Here is a 23,810-nt window from a genome sequence, read left to right as displayed (position 1 = left end):
GGTCCGCGCCGCGATGACAGCCGCGGCGGTTACGGCGGTGGGTTCCGCCGTGACGACCGGCGGGACGACAGCCGTGGCGGCGGTTTCCGGCGGGACGACCGGCGGGACGACAGCCGGGGTGGTGGGTTCCGGCGGGATGACCGTGATCGGGATCGCGATCGTGGTCCGCGTCGCGACGATGACCGTGGTGGGTTCCGTGGTCCGCGTCGGGATGACGACCGCGGTGGGCGTGGGTTCGAGCGGCGTGACGACCGGCCGCGTGGCCCGCGCCGTGACGACGACAGCCGTGGTGGCGGCTTCCGCCGCGACGACCGGGACCGCGACCGGGACCGTGGCCCGCGCCGCGATGACAGCCGCGGCGGTGGTTACCGCGGGCAGCGGGACGACCGTGGCGGCCGGGGCGGCTACCGGGGGCGCGACGACCGCGGTGGGTACGAGCGGCGTGACGACCGGGACCGTGAGCCCATCAAGCGGCTCCCGATTCCCGAGGACGTCACCGGCGACGAGATCGACAAGGACGTGCGGCAGGAGCTCATGAGCCTGCCGAAGACCCTGGCCGAGGACGTCTCCAGGAACCTCGTCATGGTGGCCCGGCTGATCGACGAGGACCCCGAGCAGGCGTACGCGTACTCGCGGATCGCGTTGCGGCTGGCCTCCAGGGTCGCCGCCGTGCGTGAGGCGGCCGGGTTCGCCGCGTACGCGACGCAGAAGTACTCCGAGGCGCTGGCGGAGTTCCGGGCGGCCAAGCGGATGACAGGCTCCGTGGAGCTCTGGCCCGTCATGGCCGACTGCGAGCGCGGACTCGGACGGCCCGAGCGGGCCATGGCCATGGCCGGCGAGCCCGAGGTGCAGAAGCTGGACAAGGCCGGTCAGGTCGAGATGCGACTGGTGGCGGCCGGGGCGCGCAGGGACATGGGGCAGCTCGACGCAGCCATCGTCACGCTGCAGAGCCCCGAGCTCGCCTCGAACGCCGTGCACCCGTGGACGGCGCGACTGCGCTACGCGTACGCCGACGCGCTGCTGGCCGCAGGGCGCGAGGACGAGGCGCGCGAGTGGTTCGGCAAGGCGCTGGAAGCGGACAAGGACGGCTCCACGGACGCCTCGGACCGGCTCGCGGAGATGGACGGTGTCGAGTTCGTCGACGCCCTCGATGACGACGAGGACGAGGACGACACCGCCGTTGCCCCGGCCGCCGCTGCGGACGCCGACAAGGACGAGGAGATCGGCAGGAGCGAGGAAGCCGACGCCCCGGCCGTTGACGCTCCCGCCGCGGACGGTGACGACAAGGCGGCCGAGACCGGGACCGGGACCGGGGACGAGAACGACGCGCCCCGGGCGTAAGGCACGGCGCAGTCCATGGCGTGAGGCATGAAGAGAGGGCGGCATCCCGGAAAGGGGTGCCGCCCTCTTGCGTCGGCGCGGGTCAGTCGAGGGTGAGGCTGCGCAGGACGAGGCCGGTGGCGGGCTTGGGACCGAACGAGGTCGACTTGCGGGGCATCGTGACACCCTGCCGGGCGAGATCACGGACGACCTCCTCCCGCACCGGATGCATCAGAACCGCTGTCGCGCCATGACGTTCGGCCTGCTCGACGGCGGCCGCGGTGTCGTGGATGTACGCGATGTGGTCCGGGGCGTCGGGGATCTGCCAGACGTGGTCGAGCAGGGCCGAGTGCAGGACCGTCGCGTCGAGGGTCTGCCAGGCGGCCGGGCGGTCGGTGGGAATCGCGCGGGACAGCAGAGCGGCGTCCGGGCGGTCGACGAGGTGGAAACCGCCGTCGCCCGCGAGCAGGAACGCATTGCCTTCCGCGGCCGCCTCCGCGAGCGCCTCCAGGGCCTGCGGGAGCGGAACGTCCAGGTCCCGGACGCGGAAGAGACCGTCCAGCGCCGCGAGCGCGTTGGCGACCGGGAGATGGCGCAGCAGCCGGTGGATGGCACGCACCCGGAGCGGGTAGCGGGCGGTGTCGACCAGGAGGACCAGACCGAAGTCCCAGGGACCGTGACCGGTGTGCTCCCGCTGCAGCCGCAGATACGTGGCCCAGCGGTGGTGGCCGTCGGCGATCAGGGCCTGACGGCGGGCCAGGTCGGTGTCGATCTCGGCCCGGTCCTCGGGGTCGGTGATCGCCCAGAGCCGGTGGTGGAAGCCGTCCTCGGTGGTGGTGGAGAGCAGCGGGGGACGGTCCACGGTCCGCTCGATGACGGCGGTCGCGCCCGAGCCGTCGTCGTCGCTGCGGTAGGTGAGCAGCAGCGGTTCGAGGTGGGCGGCCGTCGTGCGCATCAGGTCGGCCCGGTCCTCGACGACGTCGGGCATCACGTCCTCGTGCGGCAGGACGATGCCGTCGGAGGGGCCGGAGAGGGCGAGGGCGCCCACGATGCCGCGTTGCAGGATCTCCGCGTCGCGCTGCTCGTAGACGTACAGGGCAGGCTCGTCGTCCGGGGCGAGGACGCCCTCGGCGAGCCAGCGGTTCAAGGTCTCGGCCGCCTGCTTGTGGCGGGCGGCGGCGGTGTCGGCCTGGGGCAGGATCAGCCGGACGATGTTGTGCGGATCCGCCGATTCCAAATGGTGCAACCCATCGGGTCGGACGACGACGTCGTATGGCGGTGAGGTCACCGCGGCGAGACTGCCGACCTGCTCGGGAACGTAACGCAGTCCACGGAACGGGATCAGGCGCAGCCCCTGGCCGGCCGGACTTGATGTGTTCATTTCTGCATCGTATGCGGGTGACTCCGGTGAGCGGAGGGCCATGAGCGATGATCGGACGGAAGCATGGAGCGAGGAGTGCGACGGATGAGTCAGGTGAGCAGGAACGGGCCGAGGAGCAGCAGTACCGCGTTGTGCGAGGCGTACGACACGGCACTGCTCGATCTCGACGGAGTGGTGTACGCGGGCGGCCGGGCGATCGTCCATGCCGTCGAGTCGCTCGGGGCGGCGCGGGACGGCGGGATGCACCTGGCGTACGTGACCAACAATGCCCTGCGGACCCCGGCGGCGGTGGCCGAGCACCTCACCGAACTGGGGATTCCGGCCGAACCCACCGATGTGATCACCTCGGCGCAGGCGGTGGCCCGGCTGATGGCGGATCAACTGCCCGCCGGTGCCAGGGTGCTGGTGGTGGGCGGTGAGGGGCTGCGCGTCGCGTTGCGGGAGCGCGGTCTGGTGCCGGTGGAGTCCGCGGACGACGAACCCGTCGCGGTGGCGCAGGGGTACGGCGGGCCGGACATGGCCTGGGGGCGGTTCGCCGAGGCCGCGTACGCGATCGCGCGCGGGGCGGTGTGGTTCGCGTCCAACACGGATCTGACGATTCCGGGGGCCCGGGGCATCGCGCCGGGCAACGGGGCGGCGGTGGAGGTCGTACGGATCGCCACCGGGGCCGAGCCGCAGGTGGCCGGGAAACCGTTGCCGCCGATGCACCGGGAGACGGTGCTGCGTACCGGGGCCGAGCGCCCGTTGGTGGTCGGGGACCGGCTGGACACGGACATCGAGGGCGCCTTCAACGGCGGTGTGGACTCCCTGCTGGTGCTCACCGGGGTGACGGACGCGGCGCGGCTGGTGGCCGCCGGACCGAGGCACCGCCCCACCTACGTGGACGCGGACCTGCGGGGGCTGCTCATCGGGCAGCCCGAGGTGACGGAGACCGGACGCGGCTTCGTGTGCGGGGAGTGGACGGCGTCGGCGCGCGGGGACGAACTGGTGCTGGAGGGGGACGGGAACGCGCTCGACGGGCTGCGGGCGCTCTGCGGGGCGGCCTGGTCGTACGCCGGGGACGGCTCGTGCGGGCTGGACGCGGGGAAGGCGGTTTCGAGGCTGGGGCTGTGAGGAGCGCCCCGGCCCGGCACCCGAAAGCAATGGAGGGTAGGCTAACCTAACTTCCCTCTGTCGGGTGTGTCGTCGTCCGGACGGCCGGCCCGTCGAGCGGGCGGAACCGGGCCGCACCCGGTCGCCGCCCGGGGCGAAGGCCGCCCCCGCACCCGCTCGCCTCCGATCCGACTCCGGGAGTACGACCATGCAGCGCCTCACCGCGGACTCGGTGACCCTCGGCTACGACCGGCGGGTCATCGCGGAGAATCTGTCGGTCGCGATACCCGACAACTCGTTCACGGTGATCGTCGGCCCCAACGCCTGTGGCAAGTCGACCCTGTTGCGGGCGCTGGCCCGGATGCTGAAGCCGGAGAGCGGGCGGGTGCTCCTGGACGGGCAGGCGATCCACGCGATGCCGGCGAAGAAGGTCGCCAGGACGCTGGGGCTGCTGCCGCAGTCCTCGATCGCGCCGGACGGCATCACCGTCGCCGACCTCGTCGGGCGGGGCCGGTACCCGCACCAGGGGCTGCTGCGCCAGTGGTCGCCGGACGACGAACGCATCGTCGAGGAGTCGATGGCGGCCACCGGGGTCGGCGCACTCGCCGATCGCCATGTCGACGAATTGTCCGGCGGGCAGCGACAGCGGGTGTGGATCGCGATGGCGCTCGCCCAGCAGACGCCCCTGCTGCTGCTCGACGAGCCCACGACGTACCTCGACATCCAGCACCAGATCGACGTCCTCGACCTCTGCGCGGAGCTGCACGAGACGCAGGGGCGCACCCTGGTGGCCGTGCTGCACGATCTGAACCACGCCGCGCGGTACGCCACGCACCTCGTCGCGATGCGGGACGGCGAGGTGGTCGCCGAGGGGGCGCCGGGCGAGGTCGTCACCGCGGAGCTGGTGGAGCAGGTCTTCGGGCTGCGGTGCCAGGTCATCGACGACCCGGAGACCGGGACCCCACTGGTGGTGCCGGCCGCGCGCAGATCGCGGCGCGACGGGGTGGAGAAGGCCGACGCGTCCGCCGGGGGCTGAGCCCGCGGGCGGCCCCTTCGGGCGGGGCGGGAAGCGGTCCGCCCCGTGGTGGGACGGGCCCGTCACAGCAGCGATCTGAGTCTCAGCAGGTCCCGGAAGCCGGCCTCCAGCCGGACCCGGCCCGAGCCCCAGGCCCTGGCGAAGTTCAGGTCGCCGTCCACCATCGCCACCAGGTCGTCACCGGTCATCGCGAGCCGGATCTCGGCCTTCTCCCGGGGCGGGCCGTCCACCGTGTCCAGCACCTGGATCCGGCCATCGGCCAGCCGGCCGATGAACGTGACGTCGAGGTCCTTGATGTGGCAGCTCAGCGAACGGTCGAGGGCCGCCGCGTCGCGCACGTCGCCGTCGGCACCCGCGAGGTTGTCGGAAAGTTTGTCGAGCGCGCTGCGGCACTCAGCCATGGTCGCCATCGGGACCGACGGTACCCCAGCCCTTCGCGGTAGCGTTTCCGCATGAGCGACTCGATGCCGGAACAGGGGACCGCAGCACCGACGGCGGCCGGGGCAGCGGCACGGGGCCCGTCCGGTGAGGACCCGGCCCCCGACGGCGCCGGGGCGCTGCTCGACCCGGCCGCGCCCGCCCCCCTCGGAGTCCCGCGCACCGCCACCGGCAACGCCGAGGTGGACGCGGCGCTGGAGCGTCTCGCCGATGCGGACCACCTCCCGGCGGAGGGACACGTCGAGGTGTACGAGGATGTACACCGCGGACTGCGCGAAACGCTGACCGCGCTGGACGCCGGACCCGTGCCCGCACCGGTCCCCCCGTACGACCACAGGAGCTGAACCGAACGTGGCAGGAGTGGCACGTCGCCGTCTCGACGCCGAGCTGGTACGCCGCAAGCTCGCACGCTCGCGCGAGCACGCGAGCCAGTTGATCGCCGCCGGGCGGGTGACCGTGGGTGGGAACACCGCGACCAAACCCGCCACCCAGGTCGAGACCAGCGCCGCCGTCGTCGTCGTCAAGGACGACAGCGACCCCGAGTACGTCTCGCGCGGCGGGCACAAGCTCGCCGGTGCCCTCGCCGCCTTCGTGCCCCTCGGGCTGGAGGTCGGGGGGCGGCGGGCCCTGGACGCCGGGGCGTCGACCGGCGGCTTCACCGACGTGCTCCTGAGGGCCGGCGCCGGCCATGTCGTCGCCGTGGACGTCGGCTACGGGCAGCTCGCCTGGTCGCTCCAGTCCGATGCGCGCGTCACCGTCAAGGACCGTACCAACGTACGGGAGTTGACGCTGGAGGCGATCGACGGACAGCCGGTGGACCTGGTGGTCGGCGACCTGTCGTTCATCCCGCTGGGCCTGGTCCTGCCCGCCCTGGCGCGCTGCGCGGCCCCCGACGCGGACCTGGTCCTCATGGTCAAGCCGCAGTTCGAGGTCGGCAAGGAACGGCTCGGCAGCGGCGGCGTGGTGCGCAGCCCCGAACTGCGGGCCGAGGCGGTGCGGGAAGTCGCGCGCCGGGCCTGGGAGCTGGGCCTCGGAGTACGGGGGGTGACGGCGAGCCCGCTGCCGGGCCCCTCGGGAAACGTCGAGTACTTTCTGTGGCTGCGGGCCGGAGCACCTGAACTGGATCCCGCGGATGTCGACCGTGCAGTGGCGGAGGGGCCTCGTTGACGACGAATGCGGCACGAATGACGACGGACACGGCACGAACCGTTTTTCTTCTGGCACACACCGGCCGCCCGGCCGCGATCCGCAGTGCCGAACTGGTCGTCCAGGGACTGCTGCGCAACGGCCTGGGCGTACGGGTCCTGGCCACCGAGGCGGCCGACCTGCCGCTGCCGCCGTCCGTCGAGACGGTCACGGAGACCACGCCCGGGGCCGTGGACGGCTGTGAACTGCTGATCGTGCTCGGCGGGGACGGGACGCTGCTGCGCGGCGCCGAGTTCTCCCGCGCGTCCGGGGTGCCGATGCTCGGCGTCAACCTCGGCCGGGTCGGCTTCCTCGCCGAGGCCGAACGGGACGACCTGGACAAGGTCGTCGACCGGGTCGTCACCCGGGCCTACCAGGTCGAGGAACGCATGACCCTCGACGTCCTCGTGCACAGCAACGGCGATCTCGTCCACACCGACTGGGCGCTCAACGAGGCAGCCGTGCAGAAGGTGTCGCCCGAGCGGATGCTGGAGGTCGTCCTGGAGATCGACGGCCGTCCCGTGACCGGGTTCGGCTGCGACGGGATCGTCTGCGCCACCCCGACCGGATCGACCGCCTACGCCTTCTCGGCGGGCGGTCCCGTCGTCTGGCCCGAGGTCGAGGCGCTGCTGATGGTGCCGATCAGCGCCCACGCGCTGTTCGCCAAGCCGCTGGTGACCTCGCCCACCTCGGTGCTGGCCGTCGAGGTGCAGCAGCACACCCCGCACGGGGTGCTCTGGTGCGACGGACGCAGGACCGTGGAGCTGCCCGCCGGGGCACGGGTCGAGGTGCGCCGCGGCGCGGTGCCCGTACGGCTTGCGCGGCTGCACCACGCCTCGTTCACGGACCGGCTGGTCGCGAAGTTCGCCCTGCCGGTCTCGGGGTGGCGGGGCGCCCCGCACTGAGCGACGGACATTCCCCCGCAGGTGTTGCGGATGCTTCGTGACACACGGGAGAGTGAGTGCCGGGGGCGGGGTCCGTCGCACATCGGGGCCCGGACCTCGTAAGGTCGTCTCCGTGTTGGAGGAGATGCGGATACGGTCGCTCGGAGTCATCGACGACGCGGTGGTGGAGCTGTCACCCGGCTTCACCGCGGTGACGGGTGAGACCGGCGCGGGCAAGACCATGGTCGTCACCAGTCTGGGGCTGCTGCTCGGCGGGCGCGCCGACCCCGCCCTGGTACGGATCGGGGCCAAGGCCGCCGTCGTCGAGGGCCGGATCACGGTGTCCGACGGCGACGCCGTCGCCCTGCGGGCCGAGGAGGCCGGGGCCGAGATCGAGGACGGCGCGCTGCTGATCAGCCGCACCGTTTCCGCGGAGGGGCGCTCCCGGGCCCATCTCGGCGGCAGATCCGTGCCGGTCGGGGTGCTCTCCGAACTCGCCGACGAACTCGTCGCCGTGCACGGTCAGACCGACCAGCAGGGGCTGCTCAAGCACGCCCGGCAGCGGCAGGCGCTCGACCGGTACGCGGGCGACGGCGTCGCCGTGCCGCACGCCGAGTACGCCGCGGCGTACCGGCGGCTGCGGGCCGTCGTCACCGAGCTCGACGAGCTGACCACCCGGGCCCGGGAACGCGCCCAGGAAGCGGATCTGCTGCGCTTCGGGCTCGACGAGATCGCCGCGGTCGAACCCCTGGCCGGTGAGGACGCCGACCTGGCCGCCGAGGCGGAGCGGCTCGGCCACGCCGAGGCGCTCGCCTCCGCGGCGTCCCTCGCGCACACCGCGCTCGCGGGCAACCCCGAGGACCCCGAGGGCATCGACGCGACGACCGTGGTCGCGGCGGCGGGCCGGTCCCTGGACGCGGTGCGCACCCACGACCCCGTCCTGGCGGCGCTCGCCGACCGGATCGGTGAGATCTCGATCCTGCTCTCCGACGTGGCGGGCGAACTGGCCGGGTACGCCGATCAGTTGGACGCCGACCCGTTGCGGCTCGCCGCGGTCGAGGAGCGCCGCGCCGCGCTCACCGCGCTCACCCGGAAGTACGGCGAGGACATCACCGCCGTGCTGGCCTGGGCCCGGGAGGGCGCGGCCCGGCTCACCGAGCTGGAGGGCGACGACGAGCGGATCGGCGAGCTGACGGCGGAACGGGACGCGCTGCGCGCCGAACTCTCCGTCCTGGGGCAGACGTTGACCGATGCGCGAAACCGTGCCGCGGCGCTGTTCGCCGAGGCCGTGACCGCCGAGCTGGCCTCGCTGGCCATGCCGCACGCCAGGGTCTCCTTCGCCATCCGGCAGACCGAGGCGGCCGACGAGGCGTCCGGCATCGAGATCGACGGCCGGAGCGTGGTCTACGGGCCGTCCGGCGCCGACGAGGTCGAACTGCTGCTGGCCCCGCACCCCGGGGCCCAGCCGCGGCCGATCGCCAAGGGGGCCTCGGGCGGTGAGCTGTCCCGGGTGATGCTGGCCGTCGAGGTGGTCTTCGCGGGCGCCGACCCCGTGCCCACCTACCTCTTCGACGAGGTCGACGCGGGCGTCGGCGGCAAGGCCGCGGTCGAGGTCGGGCGGCGGCTCGCCAAGCTCGCCAGGTCCGCGCAGGTCGTCGTCGTCACGCACCTGCCGCAGGTGGCGGCGTTCGCGGACCGGCAGCTGCTGGTCGAGAAGACGGTCGACGGGGCGGTGACCAGCAGCGGGGTCACGGTCCTGGAGGGCGAGGACCGGGTGCGGGAGCTGTCCCGGATGCTCGCGGGCCAGGAGGACTCGCAGACGGCACGGGCCCACGCGGAGGAACTGCTGGCCGCGGCACGGGCGGACGGCTAGCGGGGCTTCACGGGCGTCGGAGCGGGACCTTCGGGGGAGGGCGTCGGGCATACGTGGTTCGGGCCCGGTCGCCTGGCCGTCCCCCGGCGGGCGTCGGGCCCGTCCATCCGGCCGGCTCGTGGTGCGCATCCGTCCGGCCGGTCCGTCGTACGCATTCACCCGGCCGGTTCGTCGTATGCGTTCGCCCGGCGGGCCGTGGACGGGAACGGGCGCCCGGACGGGCCCGGCGGGGCGCTGCGTAGTCTGGCGCGCATGGGAGTGACGTTCAGCAGGGCCCTGATGTCCGGTGCCGTCTCGGCGGCCGTCGCGACAGGCGTGTACCGGGCGTTGCGGGCCCGGCCGCACGGGGGTTGGCAGCGTGTCAACCACGCGGGCCGGACCGTCGATCTGTACGCCGGGCCCGCCGCGGTGCTCGGCACCGCGGCCGGGGCGGCGGCGCTGCCCCTGCCCGCCCGCACCCGGTGCGCCGCCGTGCTCGCCGTACTGGCGGCCGGCGGCTGCGGCGCGTACGACGACTTCGCGGGCGCGGACGATCCGCGCCGCGGATTCCGTGCCCACCTGGGCGCGCTGCGGAACGGCGAGGTGACCGGCGGCGCGGTGAAGCTCTTCGGGATCGGGGCCGCCGGACTCGCGGCCGGGGCGCTGCTCCGGGAACGGCCCGTCGACCGGGTGCTCGCCGCGGTCGTGATCGCCGGAGGCGCGCACCTCGTCAATCTGACCGACGTGCGGCCCGCGACCGCCGCCGCGACCGTGTTCGCGCTCGGGACGCCGGGCCTGTGGCGCGGCGGGCTCACCGCCGCGCCGATGGGGGCCGTGGCGGCACTCGTCGCCGACGACCTGGGGGAGCGGACCATGCTCGGGGACGCCGGGGCCCACGCCCTGGGCGCCGCCCTCGGGGTCGCGGTCGTCGCGACCGGCGGCCGGGCCGGGCTCGTCGCCCACGCGGCCGGGCTCGTCGCGGCGACGGTGCACGGGGACCGGATCAGCCGGCTCGCCCGGACGGTGCCGGACCGCTGAGAAAGGAGCTCCTCCCACCGCACGGACCCCCGCCCCTGCCCGCAGGCCAACCACCCGTAGGGCAACTGTGCGTCGGTTTCTCACCCGTGCGGGTGATAGGGCGTGTGCCGTTGTTGCGATGCTGACAGGAACGGCGCCCCGACCGTGCCGGAACGTGCGTACGCACTGGCATCCTTGACGGTGCAATCACCGCCGACTCGGGAGCCCCGGGAGCCAATCAACGTGTCACAGCTGCGTACGGTCCAAGTCCTGGGCGGCGGCAGCGCGGGCAGCAGCGCCCATGTCGGTTCGCTGACCGCGGGGCTGGTGGCGCGGGGCGTGCACGTCACCGTCTGCGCCCCCGCCGAACTGGACCGCGCCCACGACTACTCCGGTACGGGAGCCCACTTCGCCCCCGTGCCGCGACGCAGCGATCCCGCCGCCGTCGCCGCCCTGCGCGCCGCCTGCGCGACGGCGGACGTGGTCCATGCGCACGGCTTGCACGCCGCCGTGCGCGCCTCCCTCGCGCTCGGTGGCACGGGCGTCCCACTGGTCGTCACCTGGCACGTCCGCGCCCACGCCGAGGGCGCCCGCGCACGCCTGCTGCGCCTGATGGAACGAAGAGCCGCCCGCGCGGCCGCGGTCGTGCTCGGTACGACGTCGGAACTGGTCGACCGGGCACGGAGCCGGGGCGCGCGCGATGCCCGGCTCGCTCCGGTCTCCGCCCCCGCACCCCGCCGGCCCGACCCCGCCCACGCGGACAAGGCGAGGGCCGAACTCGGCGTGGTCGAGCGGCCGTTGATCGTGTCGTACGGGAGTCTCGTACCACATCACGGGTACGGCACCCTGCTCGACGCCGCACGGCTGTGGTGCGACCTCGACCCCGCGCCGCTGCTGGTCATCGCGGGCGAGGGGCGGGAGAGGGCCGCCTTGCAACGCCGGATCAGGAACGAGGAGCTGTCCGTCCGGATCGTCGACGACCACGACACCACCACCACCGGGCTCCTCGCCATGGCCGATCTGGCCGTGCTGTCCAGCAGTTGGGAGGCGCGTTCGGTGCTGGCCCAGGACGCGCTGCGACTCGGCGTGCCCCTGGTCGCCACCGCGGTCGGCGGGGTGCCCGAACTCGTCGGGGACGCCGCGGAACTCGTGCCGTGCGGGGACGCCGGGGCGCTCGCGCGTGCGGTGGCCGGACTGCTCTGCGATCCGCGACGGCGCGAGCAACTGGCGGCTGCGGGGCCGGTGCAGGCCGCGAGCTGGCCCACCGAGGACGACACCATCGCCCAAGTGCTCAGCATCTACGACGAGTTGACCCAGCCGCTGGCGACGCGGGGGCGGTGAGCCGGACGGGCCGGGCCCTCCTACGGGGTGTGGCGGCGGGCCCGCAGGGCCAGGCTCAGGGCCAGCACCGCCTGCGGGTCGTCCAGATCGGTGCCGAGCAGCTCACCGATCCGAGCCAGCCGGTTGTACAGCGTCTGACGGTTCAGATGCAGCTCCCGCGCGGTCTCCGCCTTGCGGCCCGCATGGGCCAGGTACGTCTCCAGCGTCGGCAGCAGCGGAGGGCGCGAGGTGCGGTCGTGGTCGCGCAGCGGACCGATCGCCCGGTCCACGAACGCCGCCAGGTCCGGATGGTCCCGCAACCGCCACAGCAACAGGTCGATGTCGAGGCGCCGGGCGTCGTACCAGGGCCGGTCGCCGAGCCCGTGCGCGGCCGTCGCCGTCTCCGCCGCGTGCCGCAACCCCGCGCCGGCCGCCGCCCAGCCGCCCGCCACGCCCACCACCACGACCGGCGGCTGCGACCCGGCCCGCTCCAGACCGGCCCGCTCCACCCCCGCCCGCAGCGCCGCCGCGACCCGGTCCGCGACCGCCGTGCGCTCCGTCTCGGACCGTAGCCCGAGCAGTACCGGAACCCGGCCCTCCACGGGCCGCACGCCGAGCAGCACCGGCACCCCCACCGACGCGAGCTCCTCCAGTACCGCCCGCGCCAGCAACGCCCAGTTCCCCGACACGGACAGCTCGGGCGCCAGCCGCATCACGACCGGCAGCAGCGGTATATCGCCCGGCCTGAAGCCCAGGACGCGGGCCTGCGCCGGGGCGTCCTCCGGGGCGATCCGGCCCTCGGCGAGATCCGTCAGGAAGTCGCCCCGGCCGCGGGCCGCGAGCTCCTCCTCCTGCCGGGCCTGCATCAGCACGACGGCCAGGATGCCCGCCGCCCGCTCCGCCGCCATCCGGTGCACGGTCACCAACGGCCCGGACACCGCCAGCAGCACCAGCCGGGCCCGCACCGAACCCGTGCCGGGCCCGCCGCCCGGAACGTCCACCAGCACCGAGCCGGTGGGCGGGGTCTCGCGGGCCGCCCGGCCGCCACGCATCCCCTCCCACACCTGGAGCGGATCGGCGCCGACCGTGCCCGTTCCGGGGCCCGCCGCGTACAGCAGCTGGCCGTCCGCCGTCTCCAGGAAGACCGGGTTGGCCGTGAAGTCCGCCAGGATGCCCAGCACCTGGGGCACCCCGCCACCGCCGAGGAGCGCCTCCGTGCATCTGCGGTGCACGTCCTCGGCCTGCCGCAGCAGGGCGTAGTGACCGTTGACGATCTCGGTGTGGATCTCCTCGGTCACCGTCACGAACGGCACCTCGCGGTGCAGCTGCACCAGCGGCAGCCCCGCGGCGCGGGCGGCGTCCACTATCGACGCGGGCAGCCTGCTGAAGCGCGGCCCGAGCTCGACCACCAGGGCGGCGATCTTGCGGTCGGCGAGCCTGCGGACGAAGGCCCGCTGTTCGGCGGGACGGGTACCGAGCCCCAGACCGGTGGTCAGCAGCAGCTCGCCGCCCTTGAGCAGCGAGGCGATGTTGGGGACCTCGCCCGCGTGCACCCAGCGCACCGTACGGTTCAGCCGGTCCGCGCCGGCCACCACCTCCGGGAGCCCGCTGCGCAGCCCCGGCAGCTCAAGGGCTCGCTGCACGGTGATTCCGCCTTGCGTCTCCACTGCCTCTGGCCTCGCGCTTCCACTCGGATCGGACGGGCGATCGCCCTGTTTCAGGACGGTACCCGGTTCCGGCGGCCCGGGGCGCCGCCGGGGAGACCACGAAGACCGGAGGACCGGGGGACCGGGGGACCGGGGAACCGGAGAGAGCCGGGGGACCGGAGAGAGCCGGGGGACCGGAGAGAGCCGGGGAGGTCAGGGAAGTCGGGGCGGCCCTGGGAGGCTGTTGACAGGGGCGGGTGCCGCTGCGATCTTGTGACCGCCGCCCGGTTCCGGCCGGACGGCCCTCGTATCGGACCCGGACCTGGAGCAGACGTGGGCGACGACGCACCGGCGTGCACGAGCGGTTCGGGGCTTTTCGGCCCGCTGGTCGGAACCGACTGGCTGGGGCCGCGGCTGACCCGCCCGGGGCTGGTGGTCCTCGACGCCTCCGTGGGTGCGCACCGGGAATCGGAACAACGGATTCCGGGCGCGCGGACCTTCGACATCGACGGGGCGCTGTCCGACCACGACGGGCCCCTGCCCCACACGATGCCCGCCCCCGACCGGTTCACCGAGGAGCTGCGCTCCCTGGGCGTGAACGACACCGACACCGTCGTCGTCTACGACTGCGCGGGCATCTACTCCAGCGCCCGTGCCTGGTGGATGCTGCGCGCGATGGGCTTCGACCGGGCCGCGGTCCTCGACGGCGGCCTGCCCGCCTGGGCGGAGGCCGGACTGCCGCTGGAGAGCGCGGAACCCGCGGGGGCCGGGCCCGCCGTGGCACGCGGGAACTTCACGGCCCGGCCGCGCACGGGGCTGTTCGTCGGCAGCGCGGAGGTGTCGGCGGCCCTGTCCGACCCCGGCGCGGCCGTCCTCGACGCCCGTTCCCGGGAACGGTTCGCCGGTACGGTCGCCGAGCCGAGGCCGGGACTGCGCCCCGGACACATGCCGGGCGCGGTCAACCTGCCCTTCGGCGAGCTCCAGCGCGACGGCCGGATGCGCCCGGCGGACGAACTGCGCGCGATGTTCGCCGCCCTCGCCGGGGAGCGCGAGCGGCTGCTGTTCAGCTGCGGATCGGGCGTCACCGCGTGCGTTCTGGCACTCGGCGCCGTACTGGCGGGGCACGGCGACACGGCCGTGTACGACGGCTCCTGGAGCGAATGGGGGCTGCCGTCGGAACTGCCCGTCGCGACCGGACCGGACGCCGCCGCCCCACCGCGCTGAGCCGGCTTCCCGCAGGGCGGGACTTGCCACAGGGCGGGGCTTCCCGCAGGGCAGGAGCGGGGCGGGAAAACGGTTCGACGGGTTCGTGGAGTGCTGACACCGTGGCGCACCATGACGAACTTCGAGCCCGTGACCGCCGCCGACCTGTCGCTCATGCAGGCCCTGGCGCAGCGCGTCACCGCCGTGCGCCCGGACCTGGTGAACAGCGACGCGGCGTTCGGCGAACTGGCCTGGAACTGGGGCACGGGACACTCCGGCGAGGGCGCGAGCCGTCCGCGTCGGCTGTGGTTCTCCGGCGGGGACCTGGTGGCGTGGGGCTGGGTCCGTCTTCCGCACCGGGTGCGGCGGGGCGACGGATCGGTGAAGGACCTCACCGGCGCCTACCTGGCGTATCAGGTCCACCCCGACCACGCCGGCCTGGTCGACGAGGTGATCGACTGGTACGACGGCACGGCGGCGGGCCTCGAACGCACGGTGCTGCCGAGCGCCGCCGACGGGTTCGCCCTGGAGCGATGGACGGCGCACGGCTACGGGACCGACCCGGCCGCACTCGGTGACCACGGGTCCTGGACCCAGCTCAACGAGCGGGACCTCACCGACCTGGAACAGCCGGTGCTGCCGGACGGGTTCCGGTTCCGCACCGCCGACGAGACCGGGCCGGAGGCCGTGGTCCGGGCCCATCTGGACGCCTGGGGCTCCTCGGCGTACACGGTCGAGGACTACCGGTGCGTCCGGCGGACGGCGGCGTACCGCGGCGATCTGCACGTCCTGGTGGAGGCGCCGGACGGAACGATGGCGTCCTCGACGGTCATGTGGCTCGACGAGGCGAACAGGACCGCCGCGTTCGAGCCGGTCGGAACGCATGTGGGCTACCGGCGCCGGGGCCTCGGCAGGGCGATGCTCCTGCACGGCATGCACCTGGCACGGGCGGCCGGGGCCACGCGCATGACGGTCGCCTGCCTGGGCGCGCCGGGGCACCCCGGGGCGCGCGGGCTGTACTACGGCGTCGGGTTCCAAGAGCTCACGCGGGACGTGCCGCTCATCAAGGCCGGCACCGCGGACTGAGGAGCCGGGCGGCGGAGAGGGACCCCCCACCGCCCGGGGCGGGGGGCCCTCTCCGCCCCGTCGGCCGTGCGGTGGACATCACCGGGGCCGACAGGGCAGGGGCCGGGAACCCGCAGCCGGTTCAGCCGACGTACGCCCCGCTCGCCGTCAGGCGCAGCGCGGTGTCGATCAGCGGCACATGGCTGAACGCCTGGGGGAAGTTCCCCACCTGGCGCTGCAGCCGGGGGTCCCACTCCTCCGCGAGCAGGCCCAGGTCGTTGCGCAGGGCCAGCAGCCGCTCGAAGAGCTGGCGCGCCTCGTCGACCCGGCCGATCATCGCCAGGTCGTCCGCCAGCCAGAACGAGCAGGCCAGGAACGCGCCCTCGTCGCCCTCCAGGCCGTCGACGCCCGCGTCCTCGCCCGCGGTGGGGTAGCGCAGCACGAAGCCGTCCTCGGTGGACAGTTCGCGCTGGATCGCCTCGATCGTGCCGATCACGCGCTTGTCGTCCGGCGGCAGGAAGCCCATCTGCGGGATCAGGAGCAGGGAGGCGTCCAGCTCCTTCGAACCGTAGGACTGGGTGAAGGTGTTGCGTTCCGGGTCGTAACCCCGCTCGCAGACGTCCCGGTGGATCTCGTCGCGCAGCTCCCGCAACTGCTCCAGCGGACCCTCCGCGTCCCCGGACTCGATCAGCTTGATGGTGCGGTCGACGGCGACCCAGGCCATCACCTTCGAGTGCACGAAGTGGCGGCGTGGGCCGCGCACCTCCCAGATGCCCTCGTCCGGCTCGTCCCAGTGCTTCTCCAGGTACTCGATCAGCTTGAGCTGGAGGCCGGTCGCGTAGTCGTTGCGGGTCAGGCCGGTCATGTGGGCGAGGTGGAGCGCCTCGGTGACCTCGCCGTACACGTCCAGCTGGAGCTGGCCCGCCGCGCCGTTGCCGACCCGGACCGGGGCCGAGTTCTCGTAGCCGGGCAGCCAGTCCAGTTCCGCCTCGCCCAGCTCGCGCTCGCCCGCGATCCCGTACATGATCTGGAGGTTCTCCGGGTCGCCGGCGACCGCCCGCAGCAGCCACTCGCGCCAGGCGCGGGCCTCTTCCCGGTAACCGGTGCGCAGCAGCGAGGAGAGAGTGATCGCGGCGTCGCGCAGCCAGGTGTAGCGGTAGTCCCAGTTGCGGGAGCCGCCGATGTCCTCCGGCAGCGAGGTGGTCGGCGCGGCGACGATGCCGCCGGTCGGCGCGTACGTCAGCGCCTTGAGGGTGATCAGGGAACGGACCACGGCCTCCCGGTAGGGCCCGTGGTACGTGCACTGCTCGACCCACTCGCGCCAGAAGTCCGCGGTCGCGTCCAGCGAACCCTCCGGGTCCGGCAGGCCCGGCGGCTCGCGGTGCGAGGGCTGCCAGCTGATCGTGAACGCGATCCGGTCGCCCGGCGCGACCGTGAAGTCGGAGTACGTGGTCAGGTTCTCGCCGTAGGTGTCGGCGGGGGTGTCCAGCCAGACGGAGTCCGGGCCCGCAACGGCGACCGTGCGGCCGTCGACCTTGTGCACCCAGGGCGTGACCCGCCCGTAGCTGAACCGCATCCGCAGCTCGGAGCGCATCGGCACCCGGCCGCTGATCCCCTCCACGATCCGGATCACCTGCGGCGCACCGTCACGCGGCGGCATGAAATCGGTCACCCGGACCGTTCCGCGGGGTGTGTCCCACTCCGACTCCAGGATGAGGGAGTCACCGCGATAGCGGCGGCGGTCCGCGGCCTGCGGTTCGGTGCCGTCCGCCCGCGCGGGGCCCAGGCGCCAGAAGCCGTGCTCCTCGGTACCCAGCAGTCCCGCGAAGACGGCGTGCGAATCGAAGCGGGGAAGGCACAGCCAGTCCACTGTGCCGTCCCGGCAGACCAGGGCGGCGGTCTGCATGTCTCCGATGAGTGCGTAATCCTCGATGCGCCCGGCCACGTGCGTCTCCAGTCGAACGGCCATGTCGCCCCGTAGGGCATTACTGCGGGTCAAGAGGTGGTCGCAAGGGGTTGTGGTGGGGAAACCTGCGAACGTGTCACCTCGCCCGGGGCAAGTGTCCGAGCAGGATACGACGCACTCCGATGATCTGCGCGACTGTCTTGACAACCGGTCTGACCCGAACGGGTGTGTGCGTGGACACTCGTGGTGATCATGCGAGGTGGGCGCCCGGACGGCGTCGGAAGCGGGCTCCCTTCCGCGCTGATACCCTGGTAGCCCGTGGACCGGTGGTCGTCCGCAACCGCAGACGAGGCCCCCGAACCGCAGCGACGGCACCTCCAAAGTCTCCGGACGGGAACGCCGGTACGCACCTCACGATCGCGACCACGGGAGCCCCCTTTGGCTATGCAGCCCACATCCACGACGACCAAGCACATCTTCGTCACCGGGGGTGTCGCCTCTTCCCTCGGCAAGGGTCTGACTGCCTCCAGCCTCGGCGCCCTGCTCAAGGCGCGCGGCCTCCGGGTCACCATGCAGAAGCTCGATCCCTACCTGAACGTCGACCCGGGCACGATGAACCCGTTCCAGCACGGTGAGGTGTTCGTCACCAACGACGGCGCCGAGACCGACCTGGACATCGGCCACTACGAGCGCTTCCTCGACGTGGACCTCGACGGCTCCGCCAACGTCACCACCGGCCAGGTCTACTCGCAGGTGATCGCCAAGGAGCGGCGCGGCGAGTACCTCGGTGACACCGTGCAGGTCATCCCGCACATCACCAACGAGATCAAGCACCGCATCCGCCGCATGGCCACCGACGACGTCGACGTCGTGATCACCGAGGTCGGCGGCACGGTCGGGGACATCGAGTCGCTGCCGTTCCTGGAGACCGTCCGCCAGGTCCGCCACGAGGTCGGCCGGGACAACGTCTTCGTCGTGCACATCTCGCTGCTGCCCTACATCGGCCCGTCCGGCGAGCTCAAGACCAAGCCGACCCAGCACTCCGTCGCCGCCCTGCGCAACATCGGCATCCAGCCCGACGCCATCGTGCTGCGCGCCGACCGCGACGTGCCGACCGCCATCAAGCGCAAGATCTCGCTGATGTGCGACGTCGACGAGGCCGCCGTGGTGGCCTGCGTGGACGCCAAGTCGATCTACGACATCCCGAAGGTGCTGCACACCGAGGGCCTGGACGCCTACGTCGTGCGCAAGCTCGACCTGCCGTTCCGTGACGTCGACTGGACGACGTGGGACGACCTGCTGGACCGCGTCCACAACCCCGACCACGAGATCACCGTCGCGCTCGTCGGCAAGTACATCGACCTGCCCGACGCCTACCTCTCGGTCACCGAGGCCATCCGGGCCGGCGGCTTCGCCAACAAGGCACGGGTCAAGGTCAAGTGGGTCGCCTCGGACGACTGCAAGACCCCGGCCGGCGCCGCCCGGCAGCTCTCCGACGTCGACGCGATCTGCGTCCCCGGCGGCTTCGGCGACCGCGGTGTCAACGGCAAGATCGGCGCCATCCGGTACGCCCGCGAGAACAAGGTGCCGCTGCTCGGCCTCTGCCTCGGCCTGCAGTGCATCGTGATCGAGGCGGCGCGCAACCTCGCCGAGATCCCCGACGCCAACTCCACCGAGTTCGACGCCGCCACCGCGCACCCCGTCATCTCGACGATGGAGGAGCAGCTGGCGTACGTCGAGGGCGCGGGCGACCTGGGCGGCACCATGCGGCTCGGGCTGTACCCGGCGAAGCTCGCCGAGGGCTCGCTGGTCCGCGAGGCGTACGACGACCAGCCGTACGTGGAGGAGCGCCACCGCCACCGCTACGAGGTCAACAACGCCTACCGGGCCGAGCTGGAGAAGAAGGCCGGTCTGGTCTTCTCCGGCACCTCCCCGGACAACAAGCTCGTCGAGTACGTCGAGTACCCGCGCGAGATCCACCCCTACCTGGTCGCCACCCAGGCGCACCCGGAGCTCCGCTCCCGCCCGACCCGCCCGCACCCGCTCTTCGCGGGCCTGGTGAAGGCGGCCGTCGAGCGCAAGACCCGTGGGGCCGAAGACGGTCGGGGCGCCGCCTCGGGCAAGTAGTCCGGCGCCGCACAGGCATTAACGTTGACCGGGGTACGCGTCCTTCGAGGAGGCGTGCCCCGGTTTCTGTTTTTCGTGGGAGGACGTAGATGGGTTTCCAGGACACGCCCGAGGAGTGGCAGGTCACCGCGACCGAGACGCCCTTCACCGGCAACAAGACCAGCGTCCGCACCGACGAGGTGGTGATGCCGGACGGCACGGTCGTACGCCGCGACTACCAGGTCCACCCGGGCTCGGTCGCCGTGCTCGCGCTCGACGGGGAGGGCCGGGTCCTCGTGCTGCGGCAGTACCGCCACCCGGTGCGCCACAAGCTCTGGGAGATCCCGGCCGGACTGCTCGACGTCCCCGGCGAGAACCCGCTGCACGCCGCCCAGCGCGAGCTGTACGAGGAGGCGTACGCCAAGGCCGAGGACTGGCGGGTGCTGACCGACGTCTACACCACGCCGGGCGGCTGCGACGAAGCCGTACGGATCTTCCTGGCCCGGAACCTCTCCGAGGCCGACGGGGAGCGCTTCGAGGTCTCCGAGGAGGAGGCGGACATGGAGCTGGCCCGGGTGCCGCTCCAGGAGCTGGTGCGGGGCGTGCTCGCGGGGGAGCTGCACAACAACTGCCTCGTGGTGGGCGTCCTCTCGCTCGCGGCGGTCCTCGCGGGCGACGGGGTCGACTCGCTGCGCCCGGCCGAGGCGCCGTGGCCCGCCCGCCCGTTCGAGGCCTGACGGGGGAGGGGTACCGGACAGGGATCCGGGGGGTCGCGGGCACCGGCGGCTCCTCGCGGCCGCGAGCGGGAACGAGCGGGAACGAGATGGCCGGGACCCCGGCGGGCCGCCGAACACGCCGGTGAAGTCCCTTGATCGGAAAAGATGATGATCCGATTGGGGGACCTTCGCGTCGCGCTCCACCGGAATCGTCCACGCGCCTGAACTACGCTCGGAACGCCCTGACCGGAGCCCCGGCGGGCGACGCGTGCAGCGAAGTGGAGCGTGGCCCGTGACGGATCAGGCGGTGGACACCAGCGGCCCGGCCGAGGCGGCGGGGACCGAGGAGTCGTCCGGCGCCGCCCCGCCCCGACTCCTCGGCCGCGACCGCGAGTTGAAGCAACTGCGGGCCGACATCGAACGGACCGGTCTGGACACCCTGGCCGGCCGCAAGGCCGCCCGCGCCCGGGTCCTGCTGGTCGCCGGACGCCCCGGCTCCGGACGCACCGCGCTCGCCGGTGAACTCGCCCGCGGACTGCTCGCCGAGGGCGGCCACCCCGACGGACTGCTGCACGCCAGACTCGCCGACCCCGACGGCATGCCGGTTCCCACCGAGCGCACCGCCCGCGAACTGCTCGGCCGGCTGGGGGTGACGGGACCGCCCGGCGCGGACGGCGACGAACTCTCCGAACTGCTCCGCGGGGAGCTCGCCCGCCGCCGCGTCCTGCTGCTCCTGGACGACGCGGCGGACGCGGAACAGGTGGACCCGCTGCTGCCCGACAACCCGGACTGCCTGGTCGTCGCCACTTCCGAGGGTCCGCTGACCGGAATCCCCGACGTCCGCCCCTGCACCATCGGCGGTCTGGAGCCGGGCGCCGCCGTGAAACTGCTCGCCCGCACCATCGGGCAGGTCAGGATCACCGTCGACCCGCGGACCGCCGAGAGCCTGGCAGAGGAGTGCGGCGGGCTGCCGGCCGCCCTGGTCATGGTCGCCGGCCTGCTCGCCGCCCAGCCCATGACGTCGGTCGCCGACATCACCGGGCAGCTGCGCGAGCTGCCGGAGGAAACCGGGCAGTCCACCGGCTCCCGCCCGCTGGCCCGGGTCTTCCGGCTGGTCCACGACTTCCTGCCGCCCACCGCCGCCCGGATACTGCGCCTGCTCGCCCTGGCCCCCGCCGGACTCGTCGACGCCCACACCGCCTCCGCGCTGGCCGGCTGTTCCGTCTCGGCCGCCCAGCGGACCCTCGACGACTTCGTGGCCCTGGGGCTGCTGCGCGGCAACGGGGCCGACCGGCCGCAGTACGAGCTGCCCGGCTGCCTCGCCCCGCTGCTGCGGGCGCTGCTGGAGGCCCGGGAGCGCCCGGCGGAGATCCAGCTCGCCGGCGCCCGGCTGCTGGAGCGGACCGTACGGCTGCTGCAGTCCTGCCGGGCGGTCACCGAGCCCGAGGGCTCCCCGGCCCGCCGCAAGCTCGCCGGACTGCCGAGCTCGCTGCGCTTCCCCGGCCCCGAGGCGGCCGCCGCCTGGCTGCGGACCCGCCGCCCGGCCCTGCTGGCCGCGGCGGCGATGGCCGTCGAGGACGGTGAACTCGACACGCTGGCAAGGCGGTTGGTGGCCGCCCTGGTGCGGGCGCTGGCCGTGCACCAGGGCACCGAGGCGGCCGCCCCCGACCTGTACGGGCTGCACGGTCTGGTGCTGGCCGTCGCCGAGCGGCGCGAGCTGCCGCGCGAGCGGGCCGCCGCGCTCCTCAACCTCGCCGACCTCGACGCCAGGACCGGCCGCACCCGGGAGGCGCTGACCCGGTACCGGGCCGCGCTGGACGCCGGACGGGAGGCGAAGGACCCGTACGCCACCGGCCGCGCGATGGAATCCGTAGGCGGCGCCTACGCCGAGCTGGGCGACTACCAGCGGGCCGCCGACTGGTACGGCCGGGCGCTGGCGCAGCGGCTCACCCAGGGGGAGCGGGCCGACGAGGCACGGCTGTACGGGCGACTCGGCGCCGTCCACACCTACGCCGGGCGGTACGGCGAGGCGCTGCGGAACTGGCGGGCCGCGGCGGCGGGGTACCGCAGGCTCGGCGACGTGCCCGCCCAGGCGCGGGCGCTGAGCGAGGCGGCGCGGGTCCAGGAGTACGCGGGCCGCCCGCACGAGTCGCTGCACACCTGCCGGGAGGCCGTCGAGTGGGCCAGGCGGGCCGGTGACGTGCGGCTGCAGGCGGCGCTGGAACTCCGGCTGGCCGACACCCTCGACCGGCTCGGCGACCCGGCCGCGGCCGGGCTGCACCGGGGAGTGGCCGACAGGCTGCTGGACAAGAAGGATGTGACCTGCGAAATCCGTAGTACGGCGACAGAAAAATAATGCTTTGTAAGGCTAGACAGTACGAAACCCTTCATTAGACTGGCTGTACCGCGTGCGTTCGCGGTGTCTCCATTTACGTAGTGTCTATCCGGGTATGTATGGGTATGCCCGGGTAACTCTCTGAGCCAAGGACCGTGATCGACGTGAAGGTCGGCATCCCCCGCGAAGTCAAGAACAACGAGTTCCGCGTGGCGATCACGCCTGCCGGTGTGAACGAGCTCGTCCGCCACGGCCACCAGGTCGTCGTCGAGCAGAATGCCGGTGCAGGCTCCTCCATCACGGACGAGGAGTACGTGGCCGCCGGGGCGCAGATACTGCCCACCGCCGACGAGGTCTGGGCCACCGCCGACCTGCTGCTCAAGGTCAAGGAGCCGGTCGCCGAGGAGTACCACCGCCTCCGCAAGGACCAGACGCTCTTCACCTACCTCCACCTCGCCGCCTCCCGCGAGTGCACCGACGCACTGCTCGAGTCGGGCACCACCGCCATCGCCTACGAGACGGTCGAGACCGCGAGCCGCGCGCTCCCGCTGCTCGCTCCGATGTCCGAGGTCGCGGGCCGACTGGCCCCGCAGGTCGGCGCCTACCACCTGATGCGCTCGGTCGGCGGCCGCGGCGTGCTGCCGGGCGGCGTCCCGGGCACGGCGGCCGGCAAGGCCGTCGTCATCGGCGGCGGCGTCTCCGGCTGGAACGCCACGCAGATCGCCGTCGGTCTCGGCTTCCACGTCACGCTGCTCGACAAGGACATCAACAAGCTCCGCGAGGCGGACAAGATCTTCGGCACCAAGGTGCAGACGGTCGTCTCCAACGCCTTCGAGCTGGAGAAGGCGGTCGTCGAGGCCGACCTCGTCATCGGTGCCGTGCTCATCCCCGGCGCGAAGGCCCCGAAGCTGGTCACCAACGAGCTCGTCGCCAAGATGAAGCCCGGAAGTGTACTTGTCGACATTGCGATCGACCAGGGCGGCTGCTTCGAGGACTCGCACCCGACGACGCACGCCGAGCCGACCTTCACGGTCCACAACTCGGTCTTCTACTGCGTCGCGAACATGCCGGGCGCGGTGCCGAACACCTCCACGTACGCCCTCACCAACGCCACGCTGCCGTACATCGTGGAGCTCGCCAACCGCGGCTGGGCCGAGGCGCTGCGCCGTGACGCCGCGCTCGCCAAGGGCCTCAACACCCATGACGGCAAGGTCGTTTACCGCGAGGTGGCCGAGGCGCACGGCCTGGAGCACGTCGAGCTGAGCTCGCTCCTCGGCTGACGTCTCCCCGACAGCCCGAAGGGCGTGG

General features: G+C 73.2%; 19 protein-coding genes and 1 pseudogene. 16 read left to right on the top strand and 4 right to left on the bottom strand.

Annotated elements, in window-relative coordinates; all coding sequences use genetic code 11:
* Positions 1 to 538: pseudogene (locus ACWCXX_RS25805) on the top strand (hypothetical protein); the annotation flags it as partial.
* Positions 535 to 1,341 carry a tetratricopeptide repeat protein gene (locus tag ACWCXX_RS25800; RefSeq protein WP_451131109.1) on the top strand — a complete coding sequence of 269 codons (807 nt, stop codon included), beginning with the start codon at positions 535 to 537 and terminating at the stop codon, positions 1,339 to 1,341. The pseudogene ACWCXX_RS25805 and the gene ACWCXX_RS25800, both read left to right, overlap by 4 nt.
* An 82-nt stretch (positions 1,342 to 1,423) precedes the next feature.
* Here ACWCXX_RS25800 and ACWCXX_RS25795 read toward each other — a convergent pair whose 3' ends face one another.
* On the bottom strand, positions 1,424 to 2,701 hold the full coding sequence (locus ACWCXX_RS25795; protein WP_451131107.1) for a DUF1015 domain-containing protein: 1,278 nt from the start codon (positions 2,699 to 2,701) through the stop codon (positions 1,424 to 1,426).
* 84 nt (positions 2,702 to 2,785) lie between these two features.
* On the opposite strand from ACWCXX_RS25795, the gene ACWCXX_RS25790 reads away from it, so the two are divergent.
* A complete protein-coding gene (locus tag ACWCXX_RS25790; protein ID WP_451131105.1) occupies positions 2,786 to 3,814 on the top strand; it encodes an HAD hydrolase-like protein in 1,029 nt (342 codons plus the stop codon).
* A gap of 187 nt (positions 3,815 to 4,001) precedes the next feature.
* Entirely contained in the window at positions 4,002 to 4,829 is an 828-nt protein-coding gene (locus ACWCXX_RS25785) for an ABC transporter ATP-binding protein (protein ID WP_451131103.1), read from the top strand.
* Positions 4,830 to 4,891: 62 nt separating this feature from the next.
* On the opposite strand, the gene ACWCXX_RS25780 is transcribed toward ACWCXX_RS25785, so the two are convergent.
* Positions 4,892 to 5,239 carry a sterol-binding protein gene (locus ACWCXX_RS25780; RefSeq protein WP_451131101.1) on the bottom strand — a complete coding sequence of 116 codons (348 nt, stop codon included), beginning with the start codon at positions 5,237 to 5,239 and terminating at the stop codon, positions 4,892 to 4,894.
* A 42-nt stretch (positions 5,240 to 5,281) separates the two neighbouring features.
* On the opposite strand from ACWCXX_RS25780, the gene ACWCXX_RS25775 reads away from it, so the two are divergent.
* The 6 genes from ACWCXX_RS25775 to ACWCXX_RS25750 all read left to right on the top strand — a co-directional run bounded on the left by ACWCXX_RS25775 (position 5,282) and on the right by ACWCXX_RS25750 (position 11,546).
* On the top strand, positions 5,282 to 5,611 hold the full coding sequence (locus tag ACWCXX_RS25775) for a hypothetical protein (protein WP_451131099.1): 330 nt from the start codon (positions 5,282 to 5,284) through the stop codon (positions 5,609 to 5,611).
* A gap of 7 nt (positions 5,612 to 5,618) precedes the next feature.
* Positions 5,619 to 6,434, top strand: coding sequence for a TlyA family RNA methyltransferase (locus tag ACWCXX_RS25770; RefSeq protein WP_451131097.1), 816 nt, complete (start codon positions 5,619 to 5,621; stop codon positions 6,432 to 6,434).
* A 17-nt stretch (positions 6,435 to 6,451) separates the two neighbouring features.
* Positions 6,452 to 7,357 carry an NAD kinase gene (locus ACWCXX_RS25765; protein ID WP_451131095.1) on the top strand — a complete coding sequence of 302 codons (906 nt, stop codon included), beginning with the start codon at positions 6,452 to 6,454 and terminating at the stop codon, positions 7,355 to 7,357.
* Between the two features lie 124 nt (positions 7,358 to 7,481).
* Positions 7,482 to 9,209: a DNA repair protein RecN gene (gene recN, locus ACWCXX_RS25760; protein ID WP_451131125.1), complete on the top strand. Its 1,728-nt coding sequence runs from the start codon at positions 7,482 to 7,484 to the stop codon at positions 9,207 to 9,209.
* A 252-nt stretch (positions 9,210 to 9,461) separates the two neighbouring features.
* Entirely contained in the window at positions 9,462 to 10,226 is a 765-nt protein-coding gene (locus ACWCXX_RS25755; RefSeq protein ID WP_451131093.1) for a hypothetical protein, read from the top strand.
* 222 nt (positions 10,227 to 10,448) lie between these two features.
* Complete coding sequence (locus tag ACWCXX_RS25750) at positions 10,449 to 11,546, top strand: glycosyltransferase family 4 protein (RefSeq protein WP_451131091.1); 1,098 nt, start codon at positions 10,449 to 10,451, stop codon at positions 11,544 to 11,546.
* A 20-nt stretch (positions 11,547 to 11,566) separates the two neighbouring features.
* Here ACWCXX_RS25750 and ACWCXX_RS25745 read toward each other — a convergent pair whose 3' ends face one another.
* On the bottom strand, positions 11,567 to 13,192 hold the full coding sequence (locus ACWCXX_RS25745) for a PucR family transcriptional regulator (RefSeq protein WP_451131089.1): 1,626 nt from the start codon (positions 13,190 to 13,192) through the stop codon (positions 11,567 to 11,569).
* A 312-nt stretch (positions 13,193 to 13,504) separates the two neighbouring features.
* Between ACWCXX_RS25745 and ACWCXX_RS25740 the strand changes: the two genes are divergently transcribed.
* On the top strand, positions 13,505 to 14,395 hold the full coding sequence (locus ACWCXX_RS25740; RefSeq protein ID WP_451131087.1) for a sulfurtransferase: 891 nt from the start codon (positions 13,505 to 13,507) through the stop codon (positions 14,393 to 14,395).
* A 111-nt stretch (positions 14,396 to 14,506) separates the two neighbouring features.
* Positions 14,507 to 15,460: a GNAT family N-acetyltransferase gene (locus tag ACWCXX_RS25735; protein WP_451131085.1), complete on the top strand. Its 954-nt coding sequence runs from the start codon at positions 14,507 to 14,509 to the stop codon at positions 15,458 to 15,460.
* Positions 15,461 to 15,581: 121 nt separating this feature from the next.
* Here ACWCXX_RS25735 and ACWCXX_RS25730 read toward each other — a convergent pair whose 3' ends face one another.
* Positions 15,582 to 17,384 (bottom strand): glycoside hydrolase family 15 protein, encoded by a 1,803-nt coding sequence (locus ACWCXX_RS25730; RefSeq protein WP_451131123.1) that lies wholly within the window; start codon positions 17,382 to 17,384, stop codon positions 15,582 to 15,584.
* Positions 17,385 to 17,789: 405 nt separating this feature from the next.
* Between ACWCXX_RS25730 and ACWCXX_RS25725 the strand changes: the two genes are divergently transcribed.
* From ACWCXX_RS25725 to ald, 4 genes are all read left to right on the top strand, one after another.
* On the top strand, positions 17,790 to 19,472 hold the full coding sequence (locus tag ACWCXX_RS25725; protein WP_451131083.1) for a CTP synthase: 1,683 nt from the start codon (positions 17,790 to 17,792) through the stop codon (positions 19,470 to 19,472).
* 89 nt (positions 19,473 to 19,561) lie between these two features.
* Entirely contained in the window at positions 19,562 to 20,188 is a 627-nt protein-coding gene (locus ACWCXX_RS25720) for an NUDIX domain-containing protein (RefSeq protein WP_451131081.1), read from the top strand.
* 271 nt (positions 20,189 to 20,459) lie between these two features.
* Positions 20,460 to 22,523 carry a tetratricopeptide repeat protein gene (locus ACWCXX_RS25715; RefSeq protein ID WP_451131079.1) on the top strand — a complete coding sequence of 688 codons (2,064 nt, stop codon included), beginning with the start codon at positions 20,460 to 20,462 and terminating at the stop codon, positions 22,521 to 22,523.
* Positions 22,524 to 22,666: 143 nt separating this feature from the next.
* Positions 22,667 to 23,782 (top strand): alanine dehydrogenase, encoded by a 1,116-nt coding sequence (gene ald / locus ACWCXX_RS25710; protein WP_451131121.1) that lies wholly within the window; start codon positions 22,667 to 22,669, stop codon positions 23,780 to 23,782.
* Positions 23,783 to 23,810: the final 28 nt, after the last annotated feature.

The sequence above is a fragment of the Streptomyces sp. NPDC001732 genome, assembly GCF_053596315.1.
The sequence above is the reverse complement of the archived record's forward strand: the minus strand, read 5'-3'. Positions and strand labels throughout refer to the sequence as shown.

Coding starts and splice junctions, on each gene's coding strand:
- recN (WP_451131125.1), top strand. CDS start 7,482: ATGCGGATACGGTCGCTCGGAGTCATCGACGACGCGGTGGTGGAGCTG.
- ACWCXX_RS25720 (WP_451131081.1), top strand. CDS start 19,562: ATGGGTTTCCAGGACACGCCCGAGGAGTGGCAGGTCACCGCGACCGAG.
- ACWCXX_RS25765 (WP_451131095.1), top strand. CDS start 6,452: ATGACGACGGACACGGCACGAACCGTTTTTCTTCTGGCACACACCGGC.
- ACWCXX_RS25790 (WP_451131105.1), top strand. CDS start 2,786: ATGAGTCAGGTGAGCAGGAACGGGCCGAGGAGCAGCAGTACCGCGTTG.
- ACWCXX_RS25795 (WP_451131107.1), bottom strand. CDS start 2,701: ATGAACACATCAAGTCCGGCCGGCCAGGGGCTGCGCCTGATCCCGTTC.
- ACWCXX_RS25780 (WP_451131101.1), bottom strand. CDS start 5,239: ATGGCGACCATGGCTGAGTGCCGCAGCGCGCTCGACAAACTTTCCGAC.
- ACWCXX_RS25775 (WP_451131099.1), top strand. CDS start 5,282: ATGAGCGACTCGATGCCGGAACAGGGGACCGCAGCACCGACGGCGGCC.
- ACWCXX_RS25735 (WP_451131085.1), top strand. CDS start 14,507: ATGACGAACTTCGAGCCCGTGACCGCCGCCGACCTGTCGCTCATGCAG.
- ACWCXX_RS25755 (WP_451131093.1), top strand. CDS start 9,462: ATGGGAGTGACGTTCAGCAGGGCCCTGATGTCCGGTGCCGTCTCGGCG.
- ACWCXX_RS25725 (WP_451131083.1), top strand. CDS start 17,790: ATGCAGCCCACATCCACGACGACCAAGCACATCTTCGTCACCGGGGGT.
- ACWCXX_RS25800 (WP_451131109.1), top strand. CDS start 535: ATGAGCCTGCCGAAGACCCTGGCCGAGGACGTCTCCAGGAACCTCGTC.
- ACWCXX_RS25785 (WP_451131103.1), top strand. CDS start 4,002: ATGCAGCGCCTCACCGCGGACTCGGTGACCCTCGGCTACGACCGGCGG.